Here is a 21,379-nt window from a genome sequence, read left to right on the forward strand (position 1 = left end):
ACTCACCTCACGGCCCTTCATCATGGTTAGGTTCAATCAATCCTTTGCCTATAACATTAGCAGATACGGGCTCTCGGCCAAGTTCTCTTGCCCATACAGATAACTGCCCTATATGATGAATTTCATGTGCAATTACATGACGCATAACTTCGCCCCAAGCATCGATATGCACGTGTCCGTCGGTTCGGCGGTCGATGTAAGTTCTCTTTTCCATACTCGGCTCCCACAATAAAACAAATGCTTCCACATCTTGATGTAGCTTATGGTCCAGCTCACGAACAGCTTCGAGCGTCTGGTAGTTTGCAAAATCCTCCGCAGTATCCGGTTTTCCTTGTAACAGTTGAAGCCAGCTCCACTCCACATCAATGATATGAAAAAAAGTCTTCAGGATACTTCCCACACCACCTATACGCGGTCGAAGTAATTCTTCTGGCGGCAGGTCTGCACACCATGCATACCACTGTTCACGCACGATCCAGTTGTATCGAAAAAAGGTTTCCATACCGTAGCCTCCTATGTTGCTGTACTTAGGTCATTAAAGCTTCTTGATCAATTCAATAAATTATTATTCATTCCACTGATTTGTTAGTTAATCTTTTTTTGATATAGACAATCACATGTATTCCAGCATAAATAAATAGAACATTCACGAAATAAACCAGTAAATTAATATGCATATTGGATATAAACCAGATTGATCCGTTTGAATTCGAGACATGATAGTCCGTCAAAAAACGAAGCGGGAATCCATACTCGGTTCGTAAAGGTTCGTTATCATTATTCAGCGTTCCCGGAATAAAAAAGACAGCCAATACAGCGAGCCAAGCCGACAAATTGAATATTTTTTTATGTATCTTCATTATGTCTCCCCCTGTTCCTCCTTAGCCAGATTTCCTCCGTAATAGGTTCCCTCCAGCTCTTGATCCAGGTAACTCTCCAACGCCTGATGGTGCAGTGCGTACCTCGAAATTTTGCTGAAACGGCCAATCTTCGTAACATAAATCTGTTTGCCGTTGTATTGTATCATGACCTGATTGTTATGCTTCAATCTCAGAGCGATGCCCATATGAATGCTGCCCTCAATGCGATCTACAGCCGTCTTCGCTGACGCTGGAGCTTCATTCAACCAATCAACAACTCTGCTTGTTTCTGCTTCATTTAAAACAGCTGCATCAAAACGGATCTGTACTCCGCTGCCACCCTTGGTATATATCGCTTTGCTCGTATCTGCACGGACAACCTCCGCGCTAGATAAAGGGGTTTCAATATCCACAAACCGGTTGTTCATATACACGAAGTACAGGGCTAGCGCAGTTGCCATAATGCCTATAATCAACCAGAATCGTTTGATATTTCGTGTGTTATTCATTCTTCATCACCTCGTAATGTGTGCCATGTCCACCACATGAGCAAACATGCTCAGCACCGAATTATGATGTTCTATAATCTTCTGTTCCACGTTTCCACGGGCTTCCACTATTCTTATAATAAAAACAACCTGAATTGAACTTTAGTTACAACCTATTTTATCATTTATTCAATGGCAGCCTCTCTTCATCGATCAGATGTATGAGTATGGAACCATTTCCGCAACTGATTTATATGCGCCTGATGATAACGATTGTGGTCAGCCATGTGCCAAAGTCCCCAGCGAACAGAAGCTTGCTTTTCATTCCTATGCCCGAAAGCAACTACGATATCCATATCCGCATCCGTAAGAATTGTGCACGTTTCCTGTAGCATGTTCATGATCAACTGATGTTGAGAAATAAGGGTGTCTCTGGATATCCCCGCTATGAAAGGAAGTTTGTTGTTTTCATCAATCATGGGACCGTATTGCTCCAACATATCGTAAGGTAACGTTTTTCCTTTGATGCGATACACCCAGTTCAGGTCAACGAACGTGATATGTCTCAGTAACTGAGCTGTACTGTTATATAGGTTGCCAGGTCCTCTGTAATCGACCTCCTCCTGTGACATGGAATCCGTGATGGATTTCAGGCGATCACTGTTCTCTTTAACCACGGCGAAAAGCATCCCCGTGACAGAAGACATATTTTCCTCCCCTTTTAAATCATGAATCATACCCTCACCTCTTCAACAAGATAAGGCGATCTCACCAGATCGCCCCTGTCGTTAATAATTTTCCTTTTCGATAAGCTTGAAGATGCTACCTGTTGTCATAAGGAACTCCTGGGAGCATTTCCGTGAATATCGGTTAAAATGGCAACCTTCATTCCGCTTTCTCCTCAGGAACATACATCGTCTGAATCTCCTGCACACCTTGAACAAAACCCAGATTCAGATATACAGACTCGGCATCATTGCCTTCCATCACATACAGTCGCAAAAATGGATAGTGCCCCTTGAGCATCGTTAATGCTCTTTGTAACATTTGGGTAGCAATTCCTCTGCCTCTGTACGAGGGGATTACGCCTATACTGTATACCGCAGCCTGATTGTCCTGTAGACATAAGCGGCAGTTGGCGACCAATTGACCCGTTGCTTGATCGTATACCAATGTAGATGCCTGAGTCAGGATTTCATTGGTATAATTAGGATCTTCGTCAGGTGTAAAATCTTCAAGAGAGCTCTGCTTTCTGCGCGTTGCTTCTAGACTTCCACCGAAACTTTCCAGATCACACTGGGCAATTTCCTCTTCGTTTACATATTTGAAGCCACCTGATTCTTTTCCAATAATCTCTGGGCTCTTAACAGTCACCCTGCTGTCCCAATCCACCTCGAAATGATCCGTAGGACGCTGCATCCAGCGGCATCTGAATTCGGCCGGCCAAAATCCCGCTCTCGCAAACCAGTCCACTTGACCTGGTAGAATCTCAAATGTCAGAATTCGTTTACTCCGATCCGACCACTGCATTAATTTCTGTTTCAGCAGCTTCACGATCTCAAAGCCTTGCTGGAATGGCGGGATGAGAAACAAATGATACATCTTGTTAGGCTCCATTCGCACACCACCTATTTTACTTTCCCCGCGATAGATCCAGTACGCACTGCATCTTGAGGAACTGAATTCTTCTTCCCTAAAAAATCCGACGTATCCCATATCATAATAAATGGTGCAAAATAACCCCCACTCCGTAACATCCGCAAGCCGAATTGAGTATTCATCTGATAAATCATATTGAAGCGTGTCAGCAGACCACTCTGTCAAAGTCATATGTCATTCCTCCTTAACCGGGTATCCGATTTCCGCGATGTCCTCTTCCAACTCATCTAACTCGATCTCCGGGTTTAATGCCTGCAACAGTCGTTCGTTCAACGGTTTCATGGCAAAAACATGCTGGATCGGCTCTAAATTAAGTTCAATCTCATAGTATTCCTGAGCCCAGGCATGGTAGTGCTCCGCACCGCCCACAAGAACTTGTAGAAGAACATAAGCTTCATCCGCGAGCTGTTGACTCGAAGTCCACTCGTTATGTACCTTTTCATGCCAGACGCAGAAGGTGATCTGATCCATCATAAAAGCAGGCTCGTCCAGAAACGTCTTTTTGAAATCTGCCGGCACACCCTCCAATACATCACCAAGTTGATCTTTATGTAGGGAAGCATAAGCTTTGTCGTAACCTTTGATGATTAAACGGTTGCTCGAATCAAATAACGCGAAATAGTGATCTCCCTCCTTATCTCTCATCGAAGCCATCTGTTCGTTCGCATCCCACTGCGCATTGTACGAATAATACCTGTACTCCCATTCTGGCATTAGAATTGCATCCAGCATCGCTACTGCCTTGAAGATTCGCTGACATTCAGAAATGCTGGGCAATTGATGGATAAAATCAGAAGTATTGCTCATTTTCTTACCTCCCGAGTAATCGAACCACTTATCAATGAAATAATGACATATGCAAATGCCTGGATCACAAACATCAGCGTAACAAACGCCACCGGAAGACCGCTTTCTGAACTAAAATCATTCATCAAATCGATAACAACCTGCCCGGGTCTGGACACGATATCCCATGAATTCCAGCGATTAAATCTCCCGATATATACGCCCAGACAACTTAGAAGTAAAATGAATCCGACAATAATCCAGCAAACGAACCTGTGTACGAACAATTGCAGCACATGTTCTATTTGCCTTATAGAACATGTGGAGAGCATCAACCCTAAAATAGCTACACCAAACGTAAGGGTCAGACTGTACCAGAAATCCATCTCGAACCAAAAAGCACTCTCAGGCTGAGCAGTAAAATACCGGAATGCATGCAACATTTCTGTAAACAGATAGGCCGCGTTAGGCAGAAAGAACAGCCAGATCATTCCGAGCAAACCTGTCAACGTCATGCCCATCCATCCGGGTCTCACAGCCTTACGTCGAAAGATAAGAGCAATCATCGTTGAAATGAGAAACGGAACCCATGCCAGAAACATATCCCAGTCTAGGAAGGCATACATATTCGATCCTGACTTTGCACGCAGATACACCGCAATGCCAAGACAGCATAACGTCGTAAGTAGCAATGAGAACGCTAAGGCAATAAATCTATTGTTCAAAATTCGATCATGTTTATCTATCATCTTGTTGGACTAGTCCTTCTTCTGGAAATAAATTTATAGATATTTTTTAAAGGCTTTGCTGGACTCGCCATCGTATCCTAGCTTTCGATAAAATTGATGGGCCCCTTGCCTGGAAGCTCCGCTAGCGAGGAGGATCTTGGATGCATTCACCTGCAAACATACCTGTTCCACATGTTCCATTAATTCTGTTCCGTATCCGTTGCCCTGCAACTCGCTAGACATAACAACCCTTTCAACCAAACCAAACGGCCGATTTCCTGCCAGAGCGTCTAGGCAGATATGTAAATGTGCCGTACCTACCACCTGCTCCCGGACTTCGTACACAAAAAGGAAGCTGTGTTCGTGACGCCTGATCTCTTCAATTCGTTCAGCAAGCACCTCAGTATGCGCGTGGTTGGGCAACAGCTCCCTGTACAATTTGTCAATAGTTGCTGCATCCCTGGCTTCGGCTTCTCTGATCATTTTTTTGCCACCTCTACTCTCTAACTTGATAACCTAAAATAATGTCACCATTATCCTCTAATTCTCCTGTTTCCTGAAACCCACAACGCTTGTACAGTGCATTAGCCGCAACATTATGCGGGATATGAGATACCCTGATTTGCCGACAATCCCTTCGCTCCTGCAACATGTGAATAACTTCCTGGATGGCACGTTTCCCATAACCTTGACCCTGATGTTTTCCATCAATCATAAAACGAAGAATCCAATAATGCCCATCTGTATAGATCTCGTTATCAAATAAAATAAACCCGACCATCTCATTCCCTGCATAGATCCCGTAAGGTCTTGAAGTTACTTCCTTGGTCGCATGGATTAAGGAATCCGCATTGCTCGCTACCAGTGTGAGCTGATCTTCCTTCGGTTGCAGAAGGATGCACTCACTTTCATTTTCCTGTGTAACCGGTTGCAAAGTGACTTGTTTCTCCATCATGTTATCACGCATATCTTATTCTCCTTCATCTATCACTACTTCAATTTTCTTCATCAGTATAATTTCTAATGGCTGTGTATCTAACAGTAAAGCTCCTGCATCCACATATCCCATTCCACGATAGAAATGTTGAGCACTCTCATCAGACTGCGTAGAAGTCATAACCGTATCAAAGCCCTTCTTTTTCATTTCATTTTCCCAATACTGTACGACACGTTGTCCTGATCCACGGCCACGAAACGGCTCATCGATCCAAATCATGTTCATAAAAGGCGTGTTATCCCAAAAGTATCCATATCTCATCCAGCCAATCCTTGCCTCGTCTTCCCAGAGGATATATATTTCCTTCTCTTTTATTTTCGTCTCAACAAGTGTGGGATGGATATGCCGATCTTTTTCAACGATATATGCATGGTCTGCCTGCGAAGCATATGTAATGTTCATAGGATTAACTCCTTCAATAGTAAAATCATAATCTATCATAACCCAGAATGTGGGTTATGCGTATAATTTCTTCCTCTGTATGGGCTATATATGTTGAGCTAAAATAGTTCCACACGACTCATGCCTATTCATGCAAAAAAAGCCACGGTATCCGTAGCTTAATCTTTAACCTTTATTCTGTTCATTACATCTTAAGGGGATGCCTGTTACGCTAGCGATCCACTTACCAAGTGTCCTTGATACCACACAGCCAGCCTTCCAGATCGCCTTGCCACCGCTTCGGCTGCACAACTCGCCTGCACCAGAACAAAGCTTGCTACATCGCCTGCCTTTGGCCATACGCTCTCTCCTGCTGCATTCAGCGAAGTCACTCCGCCCGTAATCGTAGCTATTGACTGGGACAACGATAACTCGTCGCTATATCCATACAGCTCGGCGAAGCGTCCAGCCTTTTCAAGCATATCTCCACTACCAAAAGGAGACCAGTGATCCGTCAGACTGTCTGTCGCCAGTTTCACGTTTACACCCACACGTTGCAACATCGGAAGCGGCATCATCGTTCTGCCCATCGGCACGGTTGAAGCCACGCTCATTCCCAGCGATGCCATGCGGCTCGCCATCTCCTCGGCTTCCTTTTTCTCCGCTCCTGCAAACCAGAACGCGTGGCTAACCGTCACCTGACCCTGAAGCCCTGCTTCTTCAGTCAACCTTACAAGTTCCAGTAACGTTTGCTTGCCAGCTTCGCCACCATCATGCAAATGCATATCGATCCCTGCCTGATGTTTGACTGCCAGTTCCACCATGGTATGCAGCGATTTTTCGATGTTCTCATCTACGGTATACGGATCAAGTCCGCCTACATGTGTTGCACCCTCTGTCATGGCTTGTCCCATGAGTTCGACCGAGCTGGATCGTAACAGCCCATGCTGAGGGAACGCGACAATCTCTGAAGATATTTTACCTGTGTAACTCTCCAGGGCTTGCTTGGTTGCTTCCAAACGTTTTAATCCACTGACTGGCTCAATATTGCAGTGCGCGCGAACGTGTGTAGAGCCGTAACCCTGTATTAGTGCAAGGATGCTTTCTGCCTGCCGTTTTGCATCGGGTAACAATTTGGGTAGTAATACCTTCTCCTCTTCAATACGATCAAAGATGCTGGAGCTGCGTCTGACCGCTTTCCATGGCCCGTCATAATAGGTTTTGTCCAGATGAATATGTGCTTCTTCAAACGAAGGCAACAATAACAAACCTTTGCCATCCACTCGCGGCAATTCTTCTGTCAATTGCGCCTTTGCGTCCACAATGGCAGCAATAACTCCGTTCTCAATCCGCAGATGAGCAAGACCCGTTTGTGTGCCCGTCACCTCTGCTCCTTCACGAATATATCCTTGTTCCAATCTTACATTGGTCAGCCAGAATGCCTGTTGCTGTTGCATTGTCTTTCCCTCATTTCTCTCTTCTCTTTAATTAAAAATTAAACCGTGCATGTCCGCCATCTGTCACGCCCTCAATTTGTTCAATATCGAGTAATCTGCGCTTCATCTCGAGACCACCACGAAAACCCGTCAGCTTGCGATTGGCACCAATAATCCGGTGGCATGGCAGTAACACTGGAATGGGGTTCGCCCCGTTCGCCGCACCTACAGCCCGCACAGCCGAAGGTCGTCCGATCACGGCAGCGATATCCCCATAGGTACGTGTCTCACCGTATGGCACACGCCCGAGCGCTTTCCATACCTGTTGCTGAAATTCGGTACAGATCAGGTCAAGCGGGATGTCCTCTGTGTATGCTGTCTTTTCCCCTGCAAAATAGGACTCCAGCCAGTCCATCATGCCCGTCTGTCTTAATGCCTGCTCATTCTCTTCAAGTTTAACACCCGGGGCAATTTTACTAATCCAGCCGTGCCAGTCTTCCAGCGTTTCGTTCGGCATAACGATCCGGCACAGTCCCTTTTCGGTCGCAAGCAGACTCCAGGGACGACCGTCCAGCAACATCGTGGCATACATCATCTTTTGTCTCATTTCATATTCGACCTTTCTTTATATATATCTGAGTCAGGAGCTTGTCTGTTTGGGAGCACTTGTCTGTTTGCTCACCTTGCGTTTCATGCTGCGGATCACTTGTTTGTCCTCCGGTGTCACGCGGTACGATTCCGTAATCTTCTGGAGTGCTTTGTTGTACGTAAAATCGTCAAGCGTATTGTTTTGCAAATACGGCATGGTCACCTCAGGTTGCTTCACATACGCGATCGAGATCGCCCAGGCCACCGCCATTTTCACATAATAGGCCTCATGTTTAATCTGATCAAGTAACGGCAACACCTGATGAATATAATGCGGCTCCAGATAAAAGTTCAACAGCATGACCACGCCAAACCGAATTTCATATTCCTGATCCGACTTGATATAAGGCTGAATGAAGTTCCACATCGCATCCATATGCACTTTCGTATATTTCAGTCCGGCACAGAAGCTGTCACATACCGACCAGTTATCCATTTTGGGTACAAAAGCCGCAATACGTTTTAACATTTCGTCCAGATCTGCTTGAACGTGACCAATGACCATTGCTTGCAACATTACTTCTTCAAAATAGTCATCCTGCGCCGTATCCAGGTACGTACGCCAGTCTGCAACGGCAATCTGTTTGGCTATTTTGCGGATCGTCGGCAAGCGCACACCCATCACGTTTGAAATATTCGGTATAAGGGAAGCCGCGAATTTCTGGTATTCCGGCTCAGCCAGGCTGAGCAGTTGTGTTCGAATATCGGTTTCCAAGGGCACTGGACCTCCTCGTTGATTACTGTAAAACAAGTATATCCTGAGTGCTTTCTTTTGTAAGCCCATCTCGAATGTTTGAGCAAGATTTCAATATTGTTTAACAACGAATGCATTCCGTTTAAAAATATGAAGCGCACCATTCAGGAAAGGAGTGTCATTATGAACGGTTCTCAAACCAATAAAGAGCTCTCCGTTGAGGAGATCACCCAGCAACTGACACAGCATGTACAATCCCAGAATCTGCCGGAATTCTATAAACTGGTGAAGGAACTGCGTCCCTATGATCTTTCACTCATCTATAAAAAATTCCCTGAAGACGAAAAGAATCGTTTTCTTCTTCTATTTAAACCGGATACACTTGCCGATCTGGCCGAAAACTTAAAGCTGCACGAGCAGGCTGAACTGTTTGAACGACTCGGACCAGAGCGTACGCTGGAAGTCATGCAGCAGATGGACAAAAGTGACCTCATTCGCTTCATGCACGACCTGCCCGCAAAACGCAGGGAAGAATTGTTATCCAGCATGAATCTGGATCATTCTGCTATCATTCGCTCTGTACTCAGTTATCCACCAGAAACTGCCGGACGGATCATGACCGACCGCTATCGTACGTTGTCCACCCACGACACAGCGAAGGAAGCACTGAAGCAATCACAAGGTACGCTGCACCTCTCCCCGTCCAGTTACCTTTATGTCATTGACGATGAAGGTAAGCTAGCTGGTGTCGTTAGTTACCGCTCGCTTGCTCTGGCCGATGACAAAACCAAAGTGGAACAACTGATGACCAGACGTGTCATTCACGCCACCGTAGATATGGATCAGGAAGAGGCTGCCCAGTTGCTCCAACGTTACGAATTCATCGCCGTTCCGGTCGTCGATGAGAATAATAGGCTGTGCGGGATCATCCAGATGGATGACGTCATTGACATCATTATGGATGAGGCCAGCGAAGACCTCGCCAAAATGGGCGGTGGCGGTAAAGATATTGATTTTGATACCAAACCGCTCGTTGCGGTCAAACGAAGGTTGCCTTGGCTTATTTTGCTGTTATTGATCGGCTTGATCTCGGGAAGCATTGTGGATTTTTTTGAAGATACACTGAATCAGGTTGTGGCTCTTGCGTTCTTCATGCCTATGATTGCGGGTATGACGGGAAATACAGGGACGCAATCCCTTGCTGTCGTCGTACGCGGACTTATTGGACGCAAGCTGGACAAGTCAACGGTACTCGCCTTGATTGGACGAGAGATTAAAGTTGGTACGATGATCGGTCTTGTCTGCGGTCTGCTCATTACGGTCATTGCTTATTTCTGGCAAGGAGACTGGTTGCTCGGGATGATTATCGGTGTATCCCTGTTTCTCACGCTAATCATCGGTACACTGACAGGCACATGCATCCCGCTCCTGCTCAGCCGTTTCAAGGTTGATCCCGCAGTGGCATCCGGCCCGTTAATTACAACACTAAATGATATCTTGTCCCTGTTTATCTACTTTGGTATTGCTACACGTTTTATAGGCGCACTGATGTAGCTTCTTGTGCAGTATAACGGACGGCATATGGTGGACGACTTATGGTTCTTATGCACCAAAAGGACCCTGATCATTAGATCAGGGTCCTTTCTTTAGCTCCCACTACTCTTAAGCAGCTCGTTTGTTTTTATTATAGATATCAAATGCCACTGCCAGCAGCAGTACCAATCCTTTGATTCCTTGCTGCCAGTCGATACCCAGGCCGATCAGGGACATCCCGTTGTTCAGCACACCCATAACCAGACCACCGATGATTGCACCGAATACGGTACCGATTCCGCCCGAAGCTGACGCTCCGCCGATGAAGCAGGCTGCAATGGCATCCAGCTCAAAGTTCGTACCCGCTCTTGGCGTAGCCGCATTCAGACGTGCGGCGAAGATCAGACCCGATACAGCCGCAAGTGTACCCATGTTTACGAACACCCAGAACGTTACTTTTTTCGTTTTAACGCCAGACAGTCCTGCAGCCTTCTCATTGCCGCCGAGTGCGTACACATGACGTCCCATCACGGTACGATTCATGACAAAGGAATACACCACGATCAGAACAAACAGAAGCACCAGAATGTTCGGAATACCCGCATAACTTGCCAGTACAAACGTGAACAGGTTGGTTACTGCTGCTACCACAATCAGCTTGAGCAGGAACAGCCCTTGCGATACTACTTCAAATCCATACTTGCGCTGGGAAGCTCGTTCCCGCAGTTCATTCACAATGTACCAGATGGTAAGCGCAATCCCCACAATAATGGACACCAGACCCATGCCTGAGAATTGTACATCCGGCAGGAAACCGGAGCTGATCTTTTGAAATCCTGCAGGGAAAGGGGATATCGACTGCCCTTCCAGTACAATCATCGTCAGACCACGGAAGAGCAACATGCCGGCAAGCGTAACAATGAAGGCGGGAATCCGCACATACGCAATCCAGAAGCCCTGCCATGCACCAATGAGTGCACCGACCAGCAGGGAAGCAATGACTGCGAGCCAAGCTGGCAACTGCCAATCCACCATCATAATGGCGGCTACAGCACCGACAAAGGCCGCAATGGAACCGACGGACAAGTCGATATGACCTGTGATAATGACCAGCACCATACCAATGGCCAGGACTAGAATGTAGCTATTTTGCAAAATCAGGTTCGTAATATTAATTGGTTTGAGCAACAGCCCACTAGTTAACACCTCAAATAGAAGCATAATGACAACAAGGGCAATGATCATGCCATATTGACGTATATTATTTTTGAACAGTTTAGTTACCGTTTCCATGCTTACCGCCTCCAGACTTGGTCATATATCTCATCAGTGTTTCCTGCGATGCCTGCTCCCGGCTGACTTCACCCGTGATTCGTCCGGCATTCATCACATAGATCCGGTCACACAGACCCAGAACCTCCGGCAGCTCCGATGAAATCACCAGCACACCCTTGCCTTCGGCAGCAAGCCGGTGGATAATCGTATAAATTTCAAACTTGGCACCTACGTCGATCCCGCGTGTCGGCTCATCCAGAATGAGAATATCCGGCCCGGCAAAAATCCATTTGCTCAGTACCACCTTCTGCTGGTTACCTCCGCTCAGATTCCCGGTTTTCTGCAGGATGTTTGGTGCCTTGATGTTCATGCTTTTCTTCATCTCTTCCGCAACGAGCACTTCCTCCTGCTCGTTCACAACGGCATTACGGGTCAGTTTACTAAGTCCGGTGAGGGAAATATTGCGTTTGATATCATCCATCAAAATAAGGCCATATTCCTTGCGATCCTCCGTCACATAAGCAAAACCATTCTGAATCGCCTCGGTCACACTGTTATTCTGAATCGGCTTGCCATCCTTGATCAGCTGCCCCGAGATGTTACGGCCATATGATTTGCCGAAAATACTCATTGCAAGCTCTGTACGTCCTGCGCCCATCAGTCCCGCGATCCCTACGATCTCGCCACGTCTGATGTTCATGTTGATCTGATCGAGCACCTTGCGCTCGGCCTGATGCTCGTGATACACCGTCCAGTCTTTTACTTCCAGCACCACGTCACCAATCGTGGCATGACGTTCAGGGTAGCGGCTCGTCAGGTCCCGTCCAACCATGCCGCTGATGATGCGATCCTCGGTGACGTTATCCTTTTTCATATCGAGCGTTTCAATCGTCTTGCCATCCCTCAGGATCGTCACCGCATCCGAGACCTTGGACACCTCGTTCAGCTTGTGAGAGATGAGGATACAGGCGATGCCCTGCTTTTTGAATTCCAGCATCAGTTGCAGCAGATTTTCACTGTCGTCTTCATTCAACGCTGCCGTAGGCTCATCCAGAATAAGCAGACGTACTTTTTTGGAGAGCGCTTTCGCAATTTCAACCAGTTGTTGCTTACCTACCCCGATGCTGGATACCAGCGTGTTCGGGTTTTCATTCAGACCTACTTTGCCAAGTAGTTCACGTGTTCCGATAAAGGTTTCCTTCCAATTCACGATGCCTCTGCTTGCACGCTCATTGCCCAGATATATATTTTCCGCAATGGAGAGATACGGGATCAGCGCGAGCTCCTGATGAATAATGACAATGCCCAGATCCTCGCTCTGTTTGATATCTTTGAACTCACACGTCTTACCGCGGAACAAAATGTCCCCTTCATAGCTTCCATGCGGGTATACTCCGCTAAGCACCTTCATCAGCGTAGACTTGCCTGCGCCATTCTCGCCGCAGATGGAATGAATCTCGCCTTCCCGGATCTTCAGGTTGACGTTCTCTAGCGCTTTGACGCCCGGAAACGTTTTGGTAATGTTCTTCATTTCAAGAATAATGTTCGTCATGGCATGTACTCCTTTCCTTGGATGATGCGTTATGGCACACCGATCTTTTGCATCGTATTTATGAGCGCCCTACCTATTTCATCGCACTTTACGGTAGGCCTATTTCTTCTTTGGTGTAATACTTGCTGCCTACAATATCTTTTTCCACATTGGTACGATCTACAGAGATCGGGTCGAGCAGATACGCAGGAACAACCATTAATCCGTTGTTATATGACTTTGTGTCATTCACCTCTGCTTGTTTTCCTTGCAAAATGCTGTTAGCCATCTCCACTGTTTTCTCGGCGAGCTTACGTGTATCCTTGAAGACCGTTTGGGTCTGCTCTCCGGCCACAATGGACTTGATGGATGCCAATTCCGCATCCTGCCCCGTAATAACCGGAAGTGGTTTGTTTGGCTTGCCGTAGCCAATGCCTTTCAGAGATGAGATAATCCCGATACTGATTCCGTCATACGGAGATAACACCGCATCCAGATTATCGCCTGAATAGTAAGCACTCAGCAGGTTATCCATCCTTGATTGGGCCAAAGCCCCGTCCCAGCGCAGTGTGGCAATTTGCGCCATCGTCATCTGTTTGCTTCGGACGACCAGTTTGCCAGAGTCAATATACGGTTTGAGCACCGACATCGCACCGTCGAAGAAAAAGTATGCATTGTTATCATCCGGTGATCCACCAAACAACTCAATGTTAAACGGCCCCTTGCCATCCTTAAGCCCCAGCTTCTGTTCAATATAGGAGGCTTGTAACACCCCGACTTTAAAGTTGTCAAATGTAGCATAGTAAGTCAGATATGGCGTGTTACGAATAAGTCGGTCATACGAGATGACCTGAATGCCTTCGTCATGTGCCTTCTTGATGACATCGGTCAGCGTATTTCCGTCTACAGATGCAATGACCATGACATCAACGCCTTTGGTAATCATGTTCTCAATCTGGGAGATTTGATTCTCAACCACGTCTTCGGCGTACTGAAGATCTGTTTTGTAACCTTGCTCCTGAAACAGACGAACCATATTCTCTCCGTCTCCCACCCAGCGTTCCGATGATTTGGTAGGCATGGATATGCCGACATATCCTTTCTCCTTGCTTCCCACATCACTTTCAGCCAGATTACAGGCTGAGAGCATGACGGACATTACCAGAAGCCAGATGAGTATTACTCCTTTTTTCATATGAAGTTCCCCTTTCCTCACGTCATCGCGTTCAGTTGGAATCTCAAGATAACGCTTACATCTCATAGAGTATCGTCTAACTTATTGTCCCTCTCTGTATCTCATGGTAGCATTTCGCAGCGAGCAAGGTCTTTGCAGGTTTTGAACCTTTTTTATAAAAATTTAACTTTTGATGGAAAAGGGCAAACGAAAAACCCACCACAGGTGTTTAACCTTTAAAGGTGGGTTTGTTTGTAGCCTATTGATATCCATACTTCGGATGAAGCTTCGAAATCTACACAGAGCCTGCGCTGGAACTGTCTGTTCCGCCATTTTTACGATATTGGGCAGGCGAGATACCCATCGTTTTTTTAAACGCTGTGCTGAAATAGTGCTGTGTATCATACCCTACGCGTTCAGCGATGGTATGGATCGGGAGCGACGTGGAGTCCAGTAGCTGTGCGGCTTTACGAATACGAGTATGAGTGACAAGAGTAACGAACGAGTCGTTTAACTCTTTTTTCAACACACGACTGAGATATACCGCCGACACCTGCAAACGGGATGCGAGTGATTCCAGCGTCAACTCCCGTTCTGCGTACTCCTCCTGAATCAGCTGCCTTGCCCTGCGAACGAGCGGAGAGAGCTTCACTTCTTCATATACCTGTTCACGGCAATGCCGATACGTACCCGGCACCTCTTCCAGCGTCCCCCTATGAGGTTCAACATGGGCATGAACAGCGATGTTCAGGCAAGCACTAATCTGCTGCTCCAGCAGGAGTGCAATCTCCTCAGGGGTCTCCTGCCACAGGCAGATCCCGATAACACTACTAGCATCACGAAAGAGCACGTGCGGATGATCTCCGAGCAGTTCTGCTATGATATTTTCCATGGCATACAGAAACAGCTGACGATCATTCTCCCTCAGTATGGTCTGACGCGCCTCGGCAGCAGGCCAACGCACCACTCCAACTTGTACAGGCGATACAGACGGCAGATGTAGAAAAGCAAGTTGCTCCATCAGACTATTACCATCTACCTGTCCTTTCATCCACTCCTGACAAAATCGCTGACGAAGGAGCGGAATATTGCGTTCAATCTGCTCTGCCGCCTGTCTGACATAGGCTGTCCGCTGATGTTCCTCATCCAGCCGCTGACGCAACCGCTCCAGTGCAGCTCTCAATTGGTCTGCTTGTACAGGCTTCAGGATGTAATCCTCAACCCCGAGACGAACCGCTTCCTGGGCATAAGCGAATTCATCGTGCCCCGATATGATCAGGTACCGAACCCCGGGGCACTGTTCCTGTAAAGCACGAATCAATCCAATGCCATTCAGAAACGGCATATTCATATCGACCAGCACGACATGTACATTCAACTCAACTGCCCGTTCGAGCGCTTCTTCACCGTCCTCGGCTTCACCGACAACCTCCATGCCAAGTGTAGCCCAATCCATAGCCTCGCGGATTCCTTCTCGAATAATCGGTTCATCGTCGGCAATCAGCACTCGATACAGGTTATCCGTTGCATTGACATTGACAGGTTGCACTGTATAGTCCACGACCCTCTTCACTCCTTCTCTCGTCGATCTTGATTATCTCGGGGCTCAACCCGTGGAAGTATTGCTGCAGGCATTTCCCGCATCAATGGATGAACAATCGTAACGCGGGTTCCCTCACCCTGCCTGCTGTCCAGCCAAATCCCATAGTCACTGCCAAATGATAATCTCAATCGTGCCTGTACATTCAGCATCCCGTAACTTTTACCCGTCCACTCCGGTGAGGTCGATTCCAGACTCTCCATGGGCATATCCAGTAGCCGTAGCATCTCCGCTAGTCGTTCTTCGCTCATTCCGGCTCCGTCGTCCTTAATTGTCAGATGTAGCCGCCCCTGCTCCACATTCCCTTCTATGACAATATGACCTGGGCCACGTCTACCCTTAATGCCATGGTATATCGCATTTTCTACCAAAGGCTGGAGTAACAGCTTAAGTACATACAAGTTCTGCAATTCTTCCGGGACATGGATGGTGTATCCAAGACGATCCCGATATCTGGTCTGCTGAATCTGCAGATAACTGCTGATATGTTCCAGCTCGGAGTGTAGGGGAATATAATCCTGTCCTTTGCTGAGTCCGATTCGGAACAAACGGGACAGTGCCCCAACCATATTAGACACACCGTCAGCGCCTTCTTTTCGAGCCATCCAGTGAATCGTATCCAGCGTATTATATAAAAAATGAGGCTTGATATGCTCCTGCAAACTGCGCATCTCGGCATCCCGTTTCTGCCGTTCCCTCAGTTCATTCAGCGTAATCAGCTGACGAATCTGGCTCAGCATTCGGTTAAAACTATTTCCCAGCATACCGATCTCATCGGCACGATCACTCCACCGGCCTGCGTTGAGATTGCCTGTTTCGGCTCTGCGCATATAAGACATCAATCGGAAGATCGGCTGCGCAATGGAACGGGAAAACCACAAGGATGCACTCAGACCAAACAAACACACGACAAAGACAAAACTAACCACATAAAACTGAATCTGTCGCACCTCGGAGATCGACTCTTTGGTCGGGAACACCCCGACCGTTCTCCAGCCCGTAAAGGTAGACGACTGATACATGAATAATAACGCTTCGCCATCCACATCTTTCGTAAACGTTCCGCCCTCTCCCGAAGCAAACCAACTCGCCGGAATATGTTCAATGAGCGGATGTTCGGGTCTGTATACACTTTGTCCTTCGGCATCGGTGACCATGACATACCCGGATTTGCCAAGGGTTACATTACGAGCCGCCTGTGAAACGGACCTCAGCTTGAGATCAATTAGTACAGCTCCCTTCACGAGCCCGGTCGTTTCATCCGTGACAGAGCGGGCGACCGATACAATCTCATCATCCTTATACCGGACATGGGTGGTCATGTTGCGCTCCCGCGGCTGACCCAGTACCGTGAAAATCCCTGGTTGCATTGCAGCCTTCCGATACCACTCTTCCTCGGTCAGACGTTGCTCCGTTCGAGGATACATCTCATTGCTTATATAGTCACCGTTGCCGTTCACAAGCACGATGCCCGCAATTTCCGGGTACAATGTGGTGAATCCTTGCAAAGTCTGTTTGATGCCATACAAACGGTTCTGTTCAGATTCCGTATACGCTTGGCTGGCTTGTCTTTCGACGCGTTCATGTTCACGTGTGTTCCCGTCTCCACCGATCTTCTCGTCCATGAAAGCATTGACGTCTGGTTCGAATGCAATCAGGTAGGTCATATTTTGCAAATTCTCCATCTTGGTATTCAACGCTTCATTGACCTTGCCAATCAGCTGCATCGTATGTCCCTCTACCTGTCGCTCCACGACTCGTTCTACCGTCCAATTCACGAGCAGACCCAAACCGACGGACGGCACGATGGCAAAAAGCAGAAATAACAGCATCAATTGGTATCGTAATGGCATGTTACGCAGACGCAGGCGGCGTACACCGTTCACAAGCTCAGAGCGCCATGTTCTCTGCTTATTTGGCATAATAATCATCCACATTTGAACGTGTCACGACCGAGATCCCCGTATCTACCGTTACAGGCAGCGGTGCATTTTCCCCTGAAGGCGAAGGCGCAGGCACGGTCAAGTGATGGTGCAGATGGAACAGATATTGAAGCGACCAATACCCCATGTTCCAGGTCCCTTGTGCAATCGTAGCGGATATTGTGCCATTTTGGATCAGATCGAGTGTTGATTTATTTGTGTCAAAAGAAATGATGTGCAGCTTCTGACCATTGCCTGGATTTGCATTTTGAACCGCTTCCCCGGCTCCGGCGCCTCCCGTTGCCTCGGTGACAAATATACCCGCCAGCTTCGGATGTGCCTTCATCATCCGGATCGTTTCATCCCGGGATTTCAACGTATCTCCATGTCCATCCGCGATTTCGACGACTTGCATATTGGGGTATCGCTGCTGAATCGTTTCGCGGAATCCGTTGGTACGTTCCTCATGATTCTGCTGTCCCGGCAACGTTAATACAGCCACTTCTCCTTCACGACCGAGTAGCTCAGCCATTTTATCCGCTGCCGTTACGCCTGCCTTGTAATTATCCGTACCCAAAAAAGAATACGCCTGACTCCCCGGTGCATCGGCATCGAACAGGATTACAGGAATATCCGCTTCCACTGCTTTATTGATCGCTGGAATTAACGATTTTGGATCAATTGCGGATATAGCAATGCCTGCAGGTTTGCGCGCAATGGCCTGCTCGATCACCGTGATCTGCTCTTTGGCATCATACCGTGTAGCCCCCCGATATTCGACGGTCACGCCTAGCGCATCCGCGGCATCCTCAAAACCTTTCAGCGGACTCTTCCAATATTCCAGCCCGGACTGAAACGTAATCATCATGTACGTCTCACCCAGATCACCGCGAAGTCCGCGGTTTTCCCACGAGCTGTTCACCTGACTGGTATATTCAAATCTCAATACATACAATGCAAACGCCGCAATCAACACAATATAGATCAGCAGCATTTTCTTCATTTTTATTCACTTCCTCAAGTGGTCTATGTCTACCTGTAAACCCTCGCTCCGTTATCGATTGTAAACGCAATCATTCAAAAAGGGAACCTCTCTATATAAGTTGACTAAAGATTTACACAGTGCACTCCGTTAACGTGTAAATAAAATACGCACAACTTTTATAGAGAGCGCAATGATTAGGAGAAACACGCCTCATGATCTCAAGCTCCGCTGCGCAATAATGTACTATGGCTCTGGTCTGCTCCGCCGTATGATTACGACAATGAACGTGAAATTTGAATCTATCATCGAAGAAGGAGCTTAACATGAATATACTAACCTTTTTAATCTACTGCATCGTTGTCACTTTCACACCCGGCCCCAGCAATATTGTCATTCTCTCCTCCACACAAAAAGTAGGCGCACGCCGCACCATGCCTTATGTCTGGGGAGCTACCTTAGCTTTCGGTCTGTTGCTGACCGCGTCTGCTTTGTTAAATCAGCTTCTCGCTGACGTCTTGCCAGGCATCTTGCAAGTCATGCAGATCATCGGCGGCATTTACATGCTATACCTCGCTTATCAGGTCTATCGAATGGGCTCTACTGAAGCCGCTCCCCAGGCTATATTAGGCTTTTGGAACGGTGTAATGATGCAATTCGTGAATCCCAAGGTGGTGCTGTTTACCTTCACCGTCATTCCAGCTTATGTACTTCCTTACGTCGCTGCAGAATCATGGTCTGCGTTCTTCTATGTTATGCTGATTACGTGTATTGGTTTTCTGGCTTACTCCAGCTGGGTGGTGTTCGGCACGATCTTTCGATCCTTGCTGAATCGTTACCAGCGAACATGTAGTATGCTGATGGCTCTTTTTTTGATATACTCAGCCATTATTGTATCAGGTGTGATCTAACGACTTATTTCATCTGAGGAGGTGTGCGGTATGGAACAGTTTAGCTACAAAAGATCAGAAGACGTGCTGGCTCTATCCGCCAGCTTCACCGATTTTACCTATAAAAAGCATTGCCATGAGGAATATGCCGTAGGTGTAACGCTGCGCGGCATTCAGCAATATCATCTGGAAGGTCACTATCAGGCCTCACATCCGAACGGCGTCATGCTGTTTAACCGCGAGCAATTACATGATGGAAGTTCCTATGATAAAGAGGGTATTGATTATGTGATGCTTTACCTGAAGCCTGAATTAGTTGAAGAAATTATGGGTAGAAAGGAACTTCGCTTCTCCACTCCCATCGTCTATGATCCGAAGCTTGCCCGAAGCATTCTCATGCTGAACGATGCCGTGCAGCACAGACAGGACGAAGCCGAGTGTAGCACCCGGTTGTTTGAACTGGTGCATATGCTCGCTCAGGAGGAACAGCCTGCAAGTCTCTGGAAACCTCAGGACAGTCTTGTTCGCAAAGCAAAAGAAATGATGTTTTGCAGCACCGCAGACGTACTTAAACTGGATGATTTGTCGGCGGCATTTGGCCTGTCGAAGTTTCAGTTTATCCGTGAATTCAAAGCCCATACTGGCTTTTCACCCTATCAATTTTTCCTGAACTGCAAGGTCGAACATGCCCGTCAATCGCTTGAGAAACATAGAGACATCTATACCGCCGTGGCTGACTGCGGCTTTGTCGATCTGACCCATCTGAACAGACATTTCAAACGGGTCTTCGGTGTGACTGCGCATGATTATATGGTACAGCTCCAGCGTTAGTATGGAGTTGCATCATCCCGAATAGGATGGTCATCACCCACCGAAATCAAAAACACAGCTGAAAAATCAACATCCCCTTACGGAGCGTATATAGGTCCATAAGGGGATGTTTAGTCAGGTAAATTCCACTGCACGCTGCGTTCACTGCAGCTCTTGTCCTTCATATGGCCGCTCTCATACAAACCTTCTATATATCACATACAACTCTTCTATGATAACAATACAGATGCTTCAACTATAAATATTATGCTCTCCGCTGTTTCTTTCTCCACAGCGAGCCACCTACCAGCGCAAGTATGACAACTGCACCCCCAGCATATAGCGAAATCATCCACTGATTTCGATATCCACTGCTGCTGTCCGTGAAATCATCAGAGCTTACAGGAGTGCCCTTACCCAGCATATTAATTGCTTCTCCAGCCTGTTCAATCTGAAGATTACCGCTACATAGGCTGCTGTATAATTTGCCATCCTTATCATCCTGATTAGCAAAAATAAGATAAGACTGATCTTTTGCCAATGTTATTCCACAGGCACCTTCGCCCATATTATTAATCAATATGGTTGTCTTTTTTGCATCTACGCCTTTCCAGGTCGTGTCTACATCCAGCGTATATTTCTTATATTCCCTACTACTGATTATGGAGTCGCCTCCGATCTCGACTACTTTCCCCGTAAATACAGCGCTATACGTTTCCAACTTCTCCTTGACACTGGATTCGACACAACTGCACGCGTATGCCCGCTCCCCTGGCCAAACCATCACATTTGCTACAAAAAACAACAGAACTAAAACGGCCGCTCCCACTCTCCTCATCCTTACATTCTCCCCCTTTGAGTTATCTTGAAGCCTCTCTTATCTTATTAACGTCTCCATTTTCGTTTTTGTTTGTTTTATTGTAGAATGTTAACACTATGTTTTGAGCGAACAATACTTTCGTTCAACAACGATAACTATAATCAA

Annotated in this window: 23 protein-coding genes; 3 read left to right on the top strand and 20 right to left on the bottom strand. The window is 47.0% G+C overall.

From position 1 onward, the window contains the following. Positions 1-7: 7 nt before the first annotated feature. The 13 genes from ACT89M_RS21490 to ACT89M_RS21550 all read right to left on the bottom strand — a co-directional run bounded on the left by ACT89M_RS21490 (position 8) and on the right by ACT89M_RS21550 (position 8,698). The gene (locus ACT89M_RS21490) at positions 8-502 is read right to left on the bottom strand and encodes a DinB family protein (RefSeq protein WP_308722931.1); all 495 of its coding nucleotides are present in this window, start codon (positions 500-502) and stop codon (positions 8-10) included. A gap of 67 nt (positions 503-569) precedes the next feature. Beyond that, complete coding sequence (locus ACT89M_RS21495) at positions 570-860, bottom strand: hypothetical protein (RefSeq protein ID WP_090915361.1); 291 nt, start codon at positions 858-860, stop codon at positions 570-572. Then, positions 860-1,369: a hypothetical protein gene (locus tag ACT89M_RS21500; RefSeq protein WP_154887660.1), complete on the bottom strand. Its 510-nt coding sequence runs from the start codon at positions 1,367-1,369 to the stop codon at positions 860-862. Before ACT89M_RS21500 ends, ACT89M_RS21495 begins: the two co-directional genes overlap by 1 nt. 185 nt (positions 1,370-1,554) lie before the next feature. After that, the gene (locus tag ACT89M_RS21505) at positions 1,555-2,085 is read right to left on the bottom strand and encodes a DinB family protein (RefSeq protein WP_154887658.1); all 531 of its coding nucleotides are present in this window, start codon (positions 2,083-2,085) and stop codon (positions 1,555-1,557) included. A gap of 148 nt (positions 2,086-2,233) precedes the next feature. Continuing rightward, a complete protein-coding gene (locus ACT89M_RS21510; protein ID WP_154887656.1) occupies positions 2,234-3,178 on the bottom strand; it encodes a GNAT family N-acetyltransferase in 945 nt (314 codons plus the stop codon). 3 nt (positions 3,179-3,181) lie between these two features. Then, positions 3,182-3,814, bottom strand: coding sequence for a hypothetical protein (locus tag ACT89M_RS21515; RefSeq protein WP_308722932.1), 633 nt, complete (start codon positions 3,812-3,814; stop codon positions 3,182-3,184). Continuing rightward, positions 3,811-4,542, bottom strand: coding sequence for a DUF1361 domain-containing protein (locus ACT89M_RS21520; protein ID WP_308722933.1), 732 nt, complete (start codon positions 4,540-4,542; stop codon positions 3,811-3,813). The genes ACT89M_RS21515 and ACT89M_RS21520 overlap by 4 nt, the downstream gene beginning before the upstream one ends. 33 nt (positions 4,543-4,575) lie before the next feature. Continuing rightward, complete coding sequence (locus tag ACT89M_RS21525) at positions 4,576-5,004, bottom strand: GNAT family N-acetyltransferase (protein WP_253491906.1); 429 nt, start codon at positions 5,002-5,004, stop codon at positions 4,576-4,578. A gap of 13 nt (positions 5,005-5,017) precedes the next feature. After that, positions 5,018-5,488, bottom strand: a complete 471-nt coding sequence (locus ACT89M_RS21530) for a GNAT family N-acetyltransferase (protein WP_308722934.1) — start codon at positions 5,486-5,488, stop codon at positions 5,018-5,020. A 3-nt stretch (positions 5,489-5,491) separates the two neighbouring features. Further along, positions 5,492-5,920: a GNAT family N-acetyltransferase gene (locus tag ACT89M_RS21535; RefSeq protein WP_308722951.1), complete on the bottom strand. Its 429-nt coding sequence runs from the start codon at positions 5,918-5,920 to the stop codon at positions 5,492-5,494. 206 nt (positions 5,921-6,126) lie between these two features. Then, entirely contained in the window at positions 6,127-7,356 is a 1,230-nt protein-coding gene (locus ACT89M_RS21540) for an amidohydrolase (RefSeq protein ID WP_308722935.1), read from the bottom strand. A gap of 31 nt (positions 7,357-7,387) precedes the next feature. After that, on the bottom strand, positions 7,388-7,942 hold the full coding sequence (locus ACT89M_RS21545; protein WP_308722936.1) for a methylated-DNA--[protein]-cysteine S-methyltransferase: 555 nt from the start codon (positions 7,940-7,942) through the stop codon (positions 7,388-7,390). Positions 7,943-7,975: 33 nt separating this feature from the next. Then, complete coding sequence (locus ACT89M_RS21550) at positions 7,976-8,698, bottom strand: DNA alkylation repair protein (RefSeq protein WP_308722937.1); 723 nt, start codon at positions 8,696-8,698, stop codon at positions 7,976-7,978. A gap of 162 nt (positions 8,699-8,860) precedes the next feature. Between ACT89M_RS21550 and mgtE the strand changes: the two genes are divergently transcribed. Then, positions 8,861-10,231, top strand: coding sequence for a magnesium transporter (gene mgtE / locus ACT89M_RS21555; RefSeq protein ID WP_090915385.1), 1,371 nt, complete (start codon positions 8,861-8,863; stop codon positions 10,229-10,231). A 108-nt stretch (positions 10,232-10,339) separates the two neighbouring features. On the opposite strand, the gene mmsB is transcribed toward mgtE, so the two are convergent. The 6 genes from mmsB to ACT89M_RS21585 all read right to left on the bottom strand — a co-directional run bounded on the left by mmsB (position 10,340) and on the right by ACT89M_RS21585 (position 18,715). Further along, positions 10,340-11,503, bottom strand: a complete 1,164-nt coding sequence (gene mmsB / locus ACT89M_RS21560) for a multiple monosaccharide ABC transporter permease (protein WP_090915387.1) — start codon at positions 11,501-11,503, stop codon at positions 10,340-10,342. Further along, positions 11,487-13,037 (bottom strand): multiple monosaccharide ABC transporter ATP-binding protein, encoded by a 1,551-nt coding sequence (mmsA, locus tag ACT89M_RS21565; RefSeq protein WP_154887636.1) that lies wholly within the window; start codon positions 13,035-13,037, stop codon positions 11,487-11,489. Before mmsA ends, mmsB begins: the two co-directional genes overlap by 17 nt. An 88-nt stretch (positions 13,038-13,125) precedes the next feature. Further along, a complete protein-coding gene (chvE, locus tag ACT89M_RS21570) occupies positions 13,126-14,211 on the bottom strand; it encodes a multiple monosaccharide ABC transporter substrate-binding protein (RefSeq protein WP_090915392.1) in 1,086 nt (361 codons plus the stop codon). Between the two features lie 274 nt (positions 14,212-14,485). Beyond that, the gene (locus ACT89M_RS21575; protein ID WP_253491896.1) at positions 14,486-15,751 is read right to left on the bottom strand and encodes a response regulator; all 1,266 of its coding nucleotides are present in this window, start codon (positions 15,749-15,751) and stop codon (positions 14,486-14,488) included. An 8-nt stretch (positions 15,752-15,759) separates the two neighbouring features. Then, positions 15,760-17,721, bottom strand: a complete 1,962-nt coding sequence (locus tag ACT89M_RS21580; RefSeq protein WP_154887631.1) for a cache domain-containing sensor histidine kinase — start codon at positions 17,719-17,721, stop codon at positions 15,760-15,762. After that, on the bottom strand, positions 17,702-18,715 hold the full coding sequence (locus ACT89M_RS21585) for a substrate-binding domain-containing protein (RefSeq protein ID WP_154887629.1): 1,014 nt from the start codon (positions 18,713-18,715) through the stop codon (positions 17,702-17,704). Before ACT89M_RS21585 ends, ACT89M_RS21580 begins: the two co-directional genes overlap by 20 nt. Positions 18,716-19,020: 305 nt before the next feature. Between ACT89M_RS21585 and ACT89M_RS21590 the strand changes: the two genes are divergently transcribed. Continuing rightward, on the top strand, positions 19,021-19,605 hold the full coding sequence (locus ACT89M_RS21590; RefSeq protein WP_154887626.1) for a LysE family translocator: 585 nt from the start codon (positions 19,021-19,023) through the stop codon (positions 19,603-19,605). A 30-nt stretch (positions 19,606-19,635) separates the two neighbouring features. Then, positions 19,636-20,415: an AraC family transcriptional regulator gene (locus ACT89M_RS21595; protein ID WP_308722938.1), complete on the top strand. Its 780-nt coding sequence runs from the start codon at positions 19,636-19,638 to the stop codon at positions 20,413-20,415. 244 nt (positions 20,416-20,659) lie between these two features. Here ACT89M_RS21595 and ACT89M_RS21600 read toward each other — a convergent pair whose 3' ends face one another. After that, complete coding sequence (locus tag ACT89M_RS21600; RefSeq protein WP_308722939.1) at positions 20,660-21,232, bottom strand: hypothetical protein; 573 nt, start codon at positions 21,230-21,232, stop codon at positions 20,660-20,662. Positions 21,233-21,379 lie beyond the last annotated feature (147 nt).

Source organism: Paenibacillus sp. NN59, from assembly GCF_057597225.1.

What these genes read in the sequence shown, in the direction of transcription:
- ACT89M_RS21490 (WP_308722931.1), bottom strand. Translation starts at nt 502, where the DNA reads ATGGAAACCTTTTTTCGATACAACTGGATCGTGCGTGAACAGTGGTAT.
- ACT89M_RS21495 (WP_090915361.1), bottom strand. Translation starts at nt 860, where the DNA reads ATGAAGATACATAAAAAAATATTCAATTTGTCGGCTTGGCTCGCTGTA.
- ACT89M_RS21500 (WP_154887660.1), bottom strand. Translation starts at nt 1,369, where the DNA reads ATGAATAACACACGAAATATCAAACGATTCTGGTTGATTATAGGCATT.
- ACT89M_RS21505 (WP_154887658.1), bottom strand. Translation starts at nt 2,085, where the DNA reads ATGATTCATGATTTAAAAGGGGAGGAAAATATGTCTTCTGTCACGGGG.
- ACT89M_RS21510 (WP_154887656.1), bottom strand. Translation starts at nt 3,178, where the DNA reads ATGACTTTGACAGAGTGGTCTGCTGACACGCTTCAATATGATTTATCA.
- ACT89M_RS21515 (WP_308722932.1), bottom strand. Translation starts at nt 3,814, where the DNA reads ATGAGCAATACTTCTGATTTTATCCATCAATTGCCCAGCATTTCTGAA.
- ACT89M_RS21520 (WP_308722933.1), bottom strand. Translation starts at nt 4,542, where the DNA reads ATGATAGATAAACATGATCGAATTTTGAACAATAGATTTATTGCCTTA.
- ACT89M_RS21525 (WP_253491906.1), bottom strand. Translation starts at nt 5,004, where the DNA reads ATGATCAGAGAAGCCGAAGCCAGGGATGCAGCAACTATTGACAAATTG.
- ACT89M_RS21530 (WP_308722934.1), bottom strand. Translation starts at nt 5,488, where the DNA reads ATGCGTGATAACATGATGGAGAAACAAGTCACTTTGCAACCGGTTACA.
- ACT89M_RS21535 (WP_308722951.1), bottom strand. Translation starts at nt 5,920, where the DNA reads ATGAACATTACATATGCTTCGCAGGCAGACCATGCATATATCGTTGAA.
- ACT89M_RS21540 (WP_308722935.1), bottom strand. Translation starts at nt 7,356, where the DNA reads ATGCAACAGCAACAGGCATTCTGGCTGACCAATGTAAGATTGGAACAA.
- ACT89M_RS21545 (WP_308722936.1), bottom strand. Translation starts at nt 7,942, where the DNA reads ATGAGACAAAAGATGATGTATGCCACGATGTTGCTGGACGGTCGTCCC.
- mgtE (WP_090915385.1), top strand. Translation starts at nt 8,861, where the DNA reads ATGAACGGTTCTCAAACCAATAAAGAGCTCTCCGTTGAGGAGATCACC.
- mmsB (WP_090915387.1), bottom strand. Translation starts at nt 11,503, where the DNA reads ATGGAAACGGTAACTAAACTGTTCAAAAATAATATACGTCAATATGGC.
- mmsA (WP_154887636.1), bottom strand. Translation starts at nt 13,037, where the DNA reads ATGACGAACATTATTCTTGAAATGAAGAACATTACCAAAACGTTTCCG.
- chvE (WP_090915392.1), bottom strand. Translation starts at nt 14,211, where the DNA reads ATGAAAAAAGGAGTAATACTCATCTGGCTTCTGGTAATGTCCGTCATG.
- ACT89M_RS21580 (WP_154887631.1), bottom strand. Translation starts at nt 17,721, where the DNA reads ATGATTATTATGCCAAATAAGCAGAGAACATGGCGCTCTGAGCTTGTG.
- ACT89M_RS21585 (WP_154887629.1), bottom strand. Translation starts at nt 18,715, where the DNA reads ATGAAGAAAATGCTGCTGATCTATATTGTGTTGATTGCGGCGTTTGCA.
- ACT89M_RS21590 (WP_154887626.1), top strand. Translation starts at nt 19,021, where the DNA reads ATGAATATACTAACCTTTTTAATCTACTGCATCGTTGTCACTTTCACA.
- ACT89M_RS21595 (WP_308722938.1), top strand. Translation starts at nt 19,636, where the DNA reads ATGGAACAGTTTAGCTACAAAAGATCAGAAGACGTGCTGGCTCTATCC.
- ACT89M_RS21600 (WP_308722939.1), bottom strand. Translation starts at nt 21,232, where the DNA reads ATGAGGAGAGTGGGAGCGGCCGTTTTAGTTCTGTTGTTTTTTGTAGCA.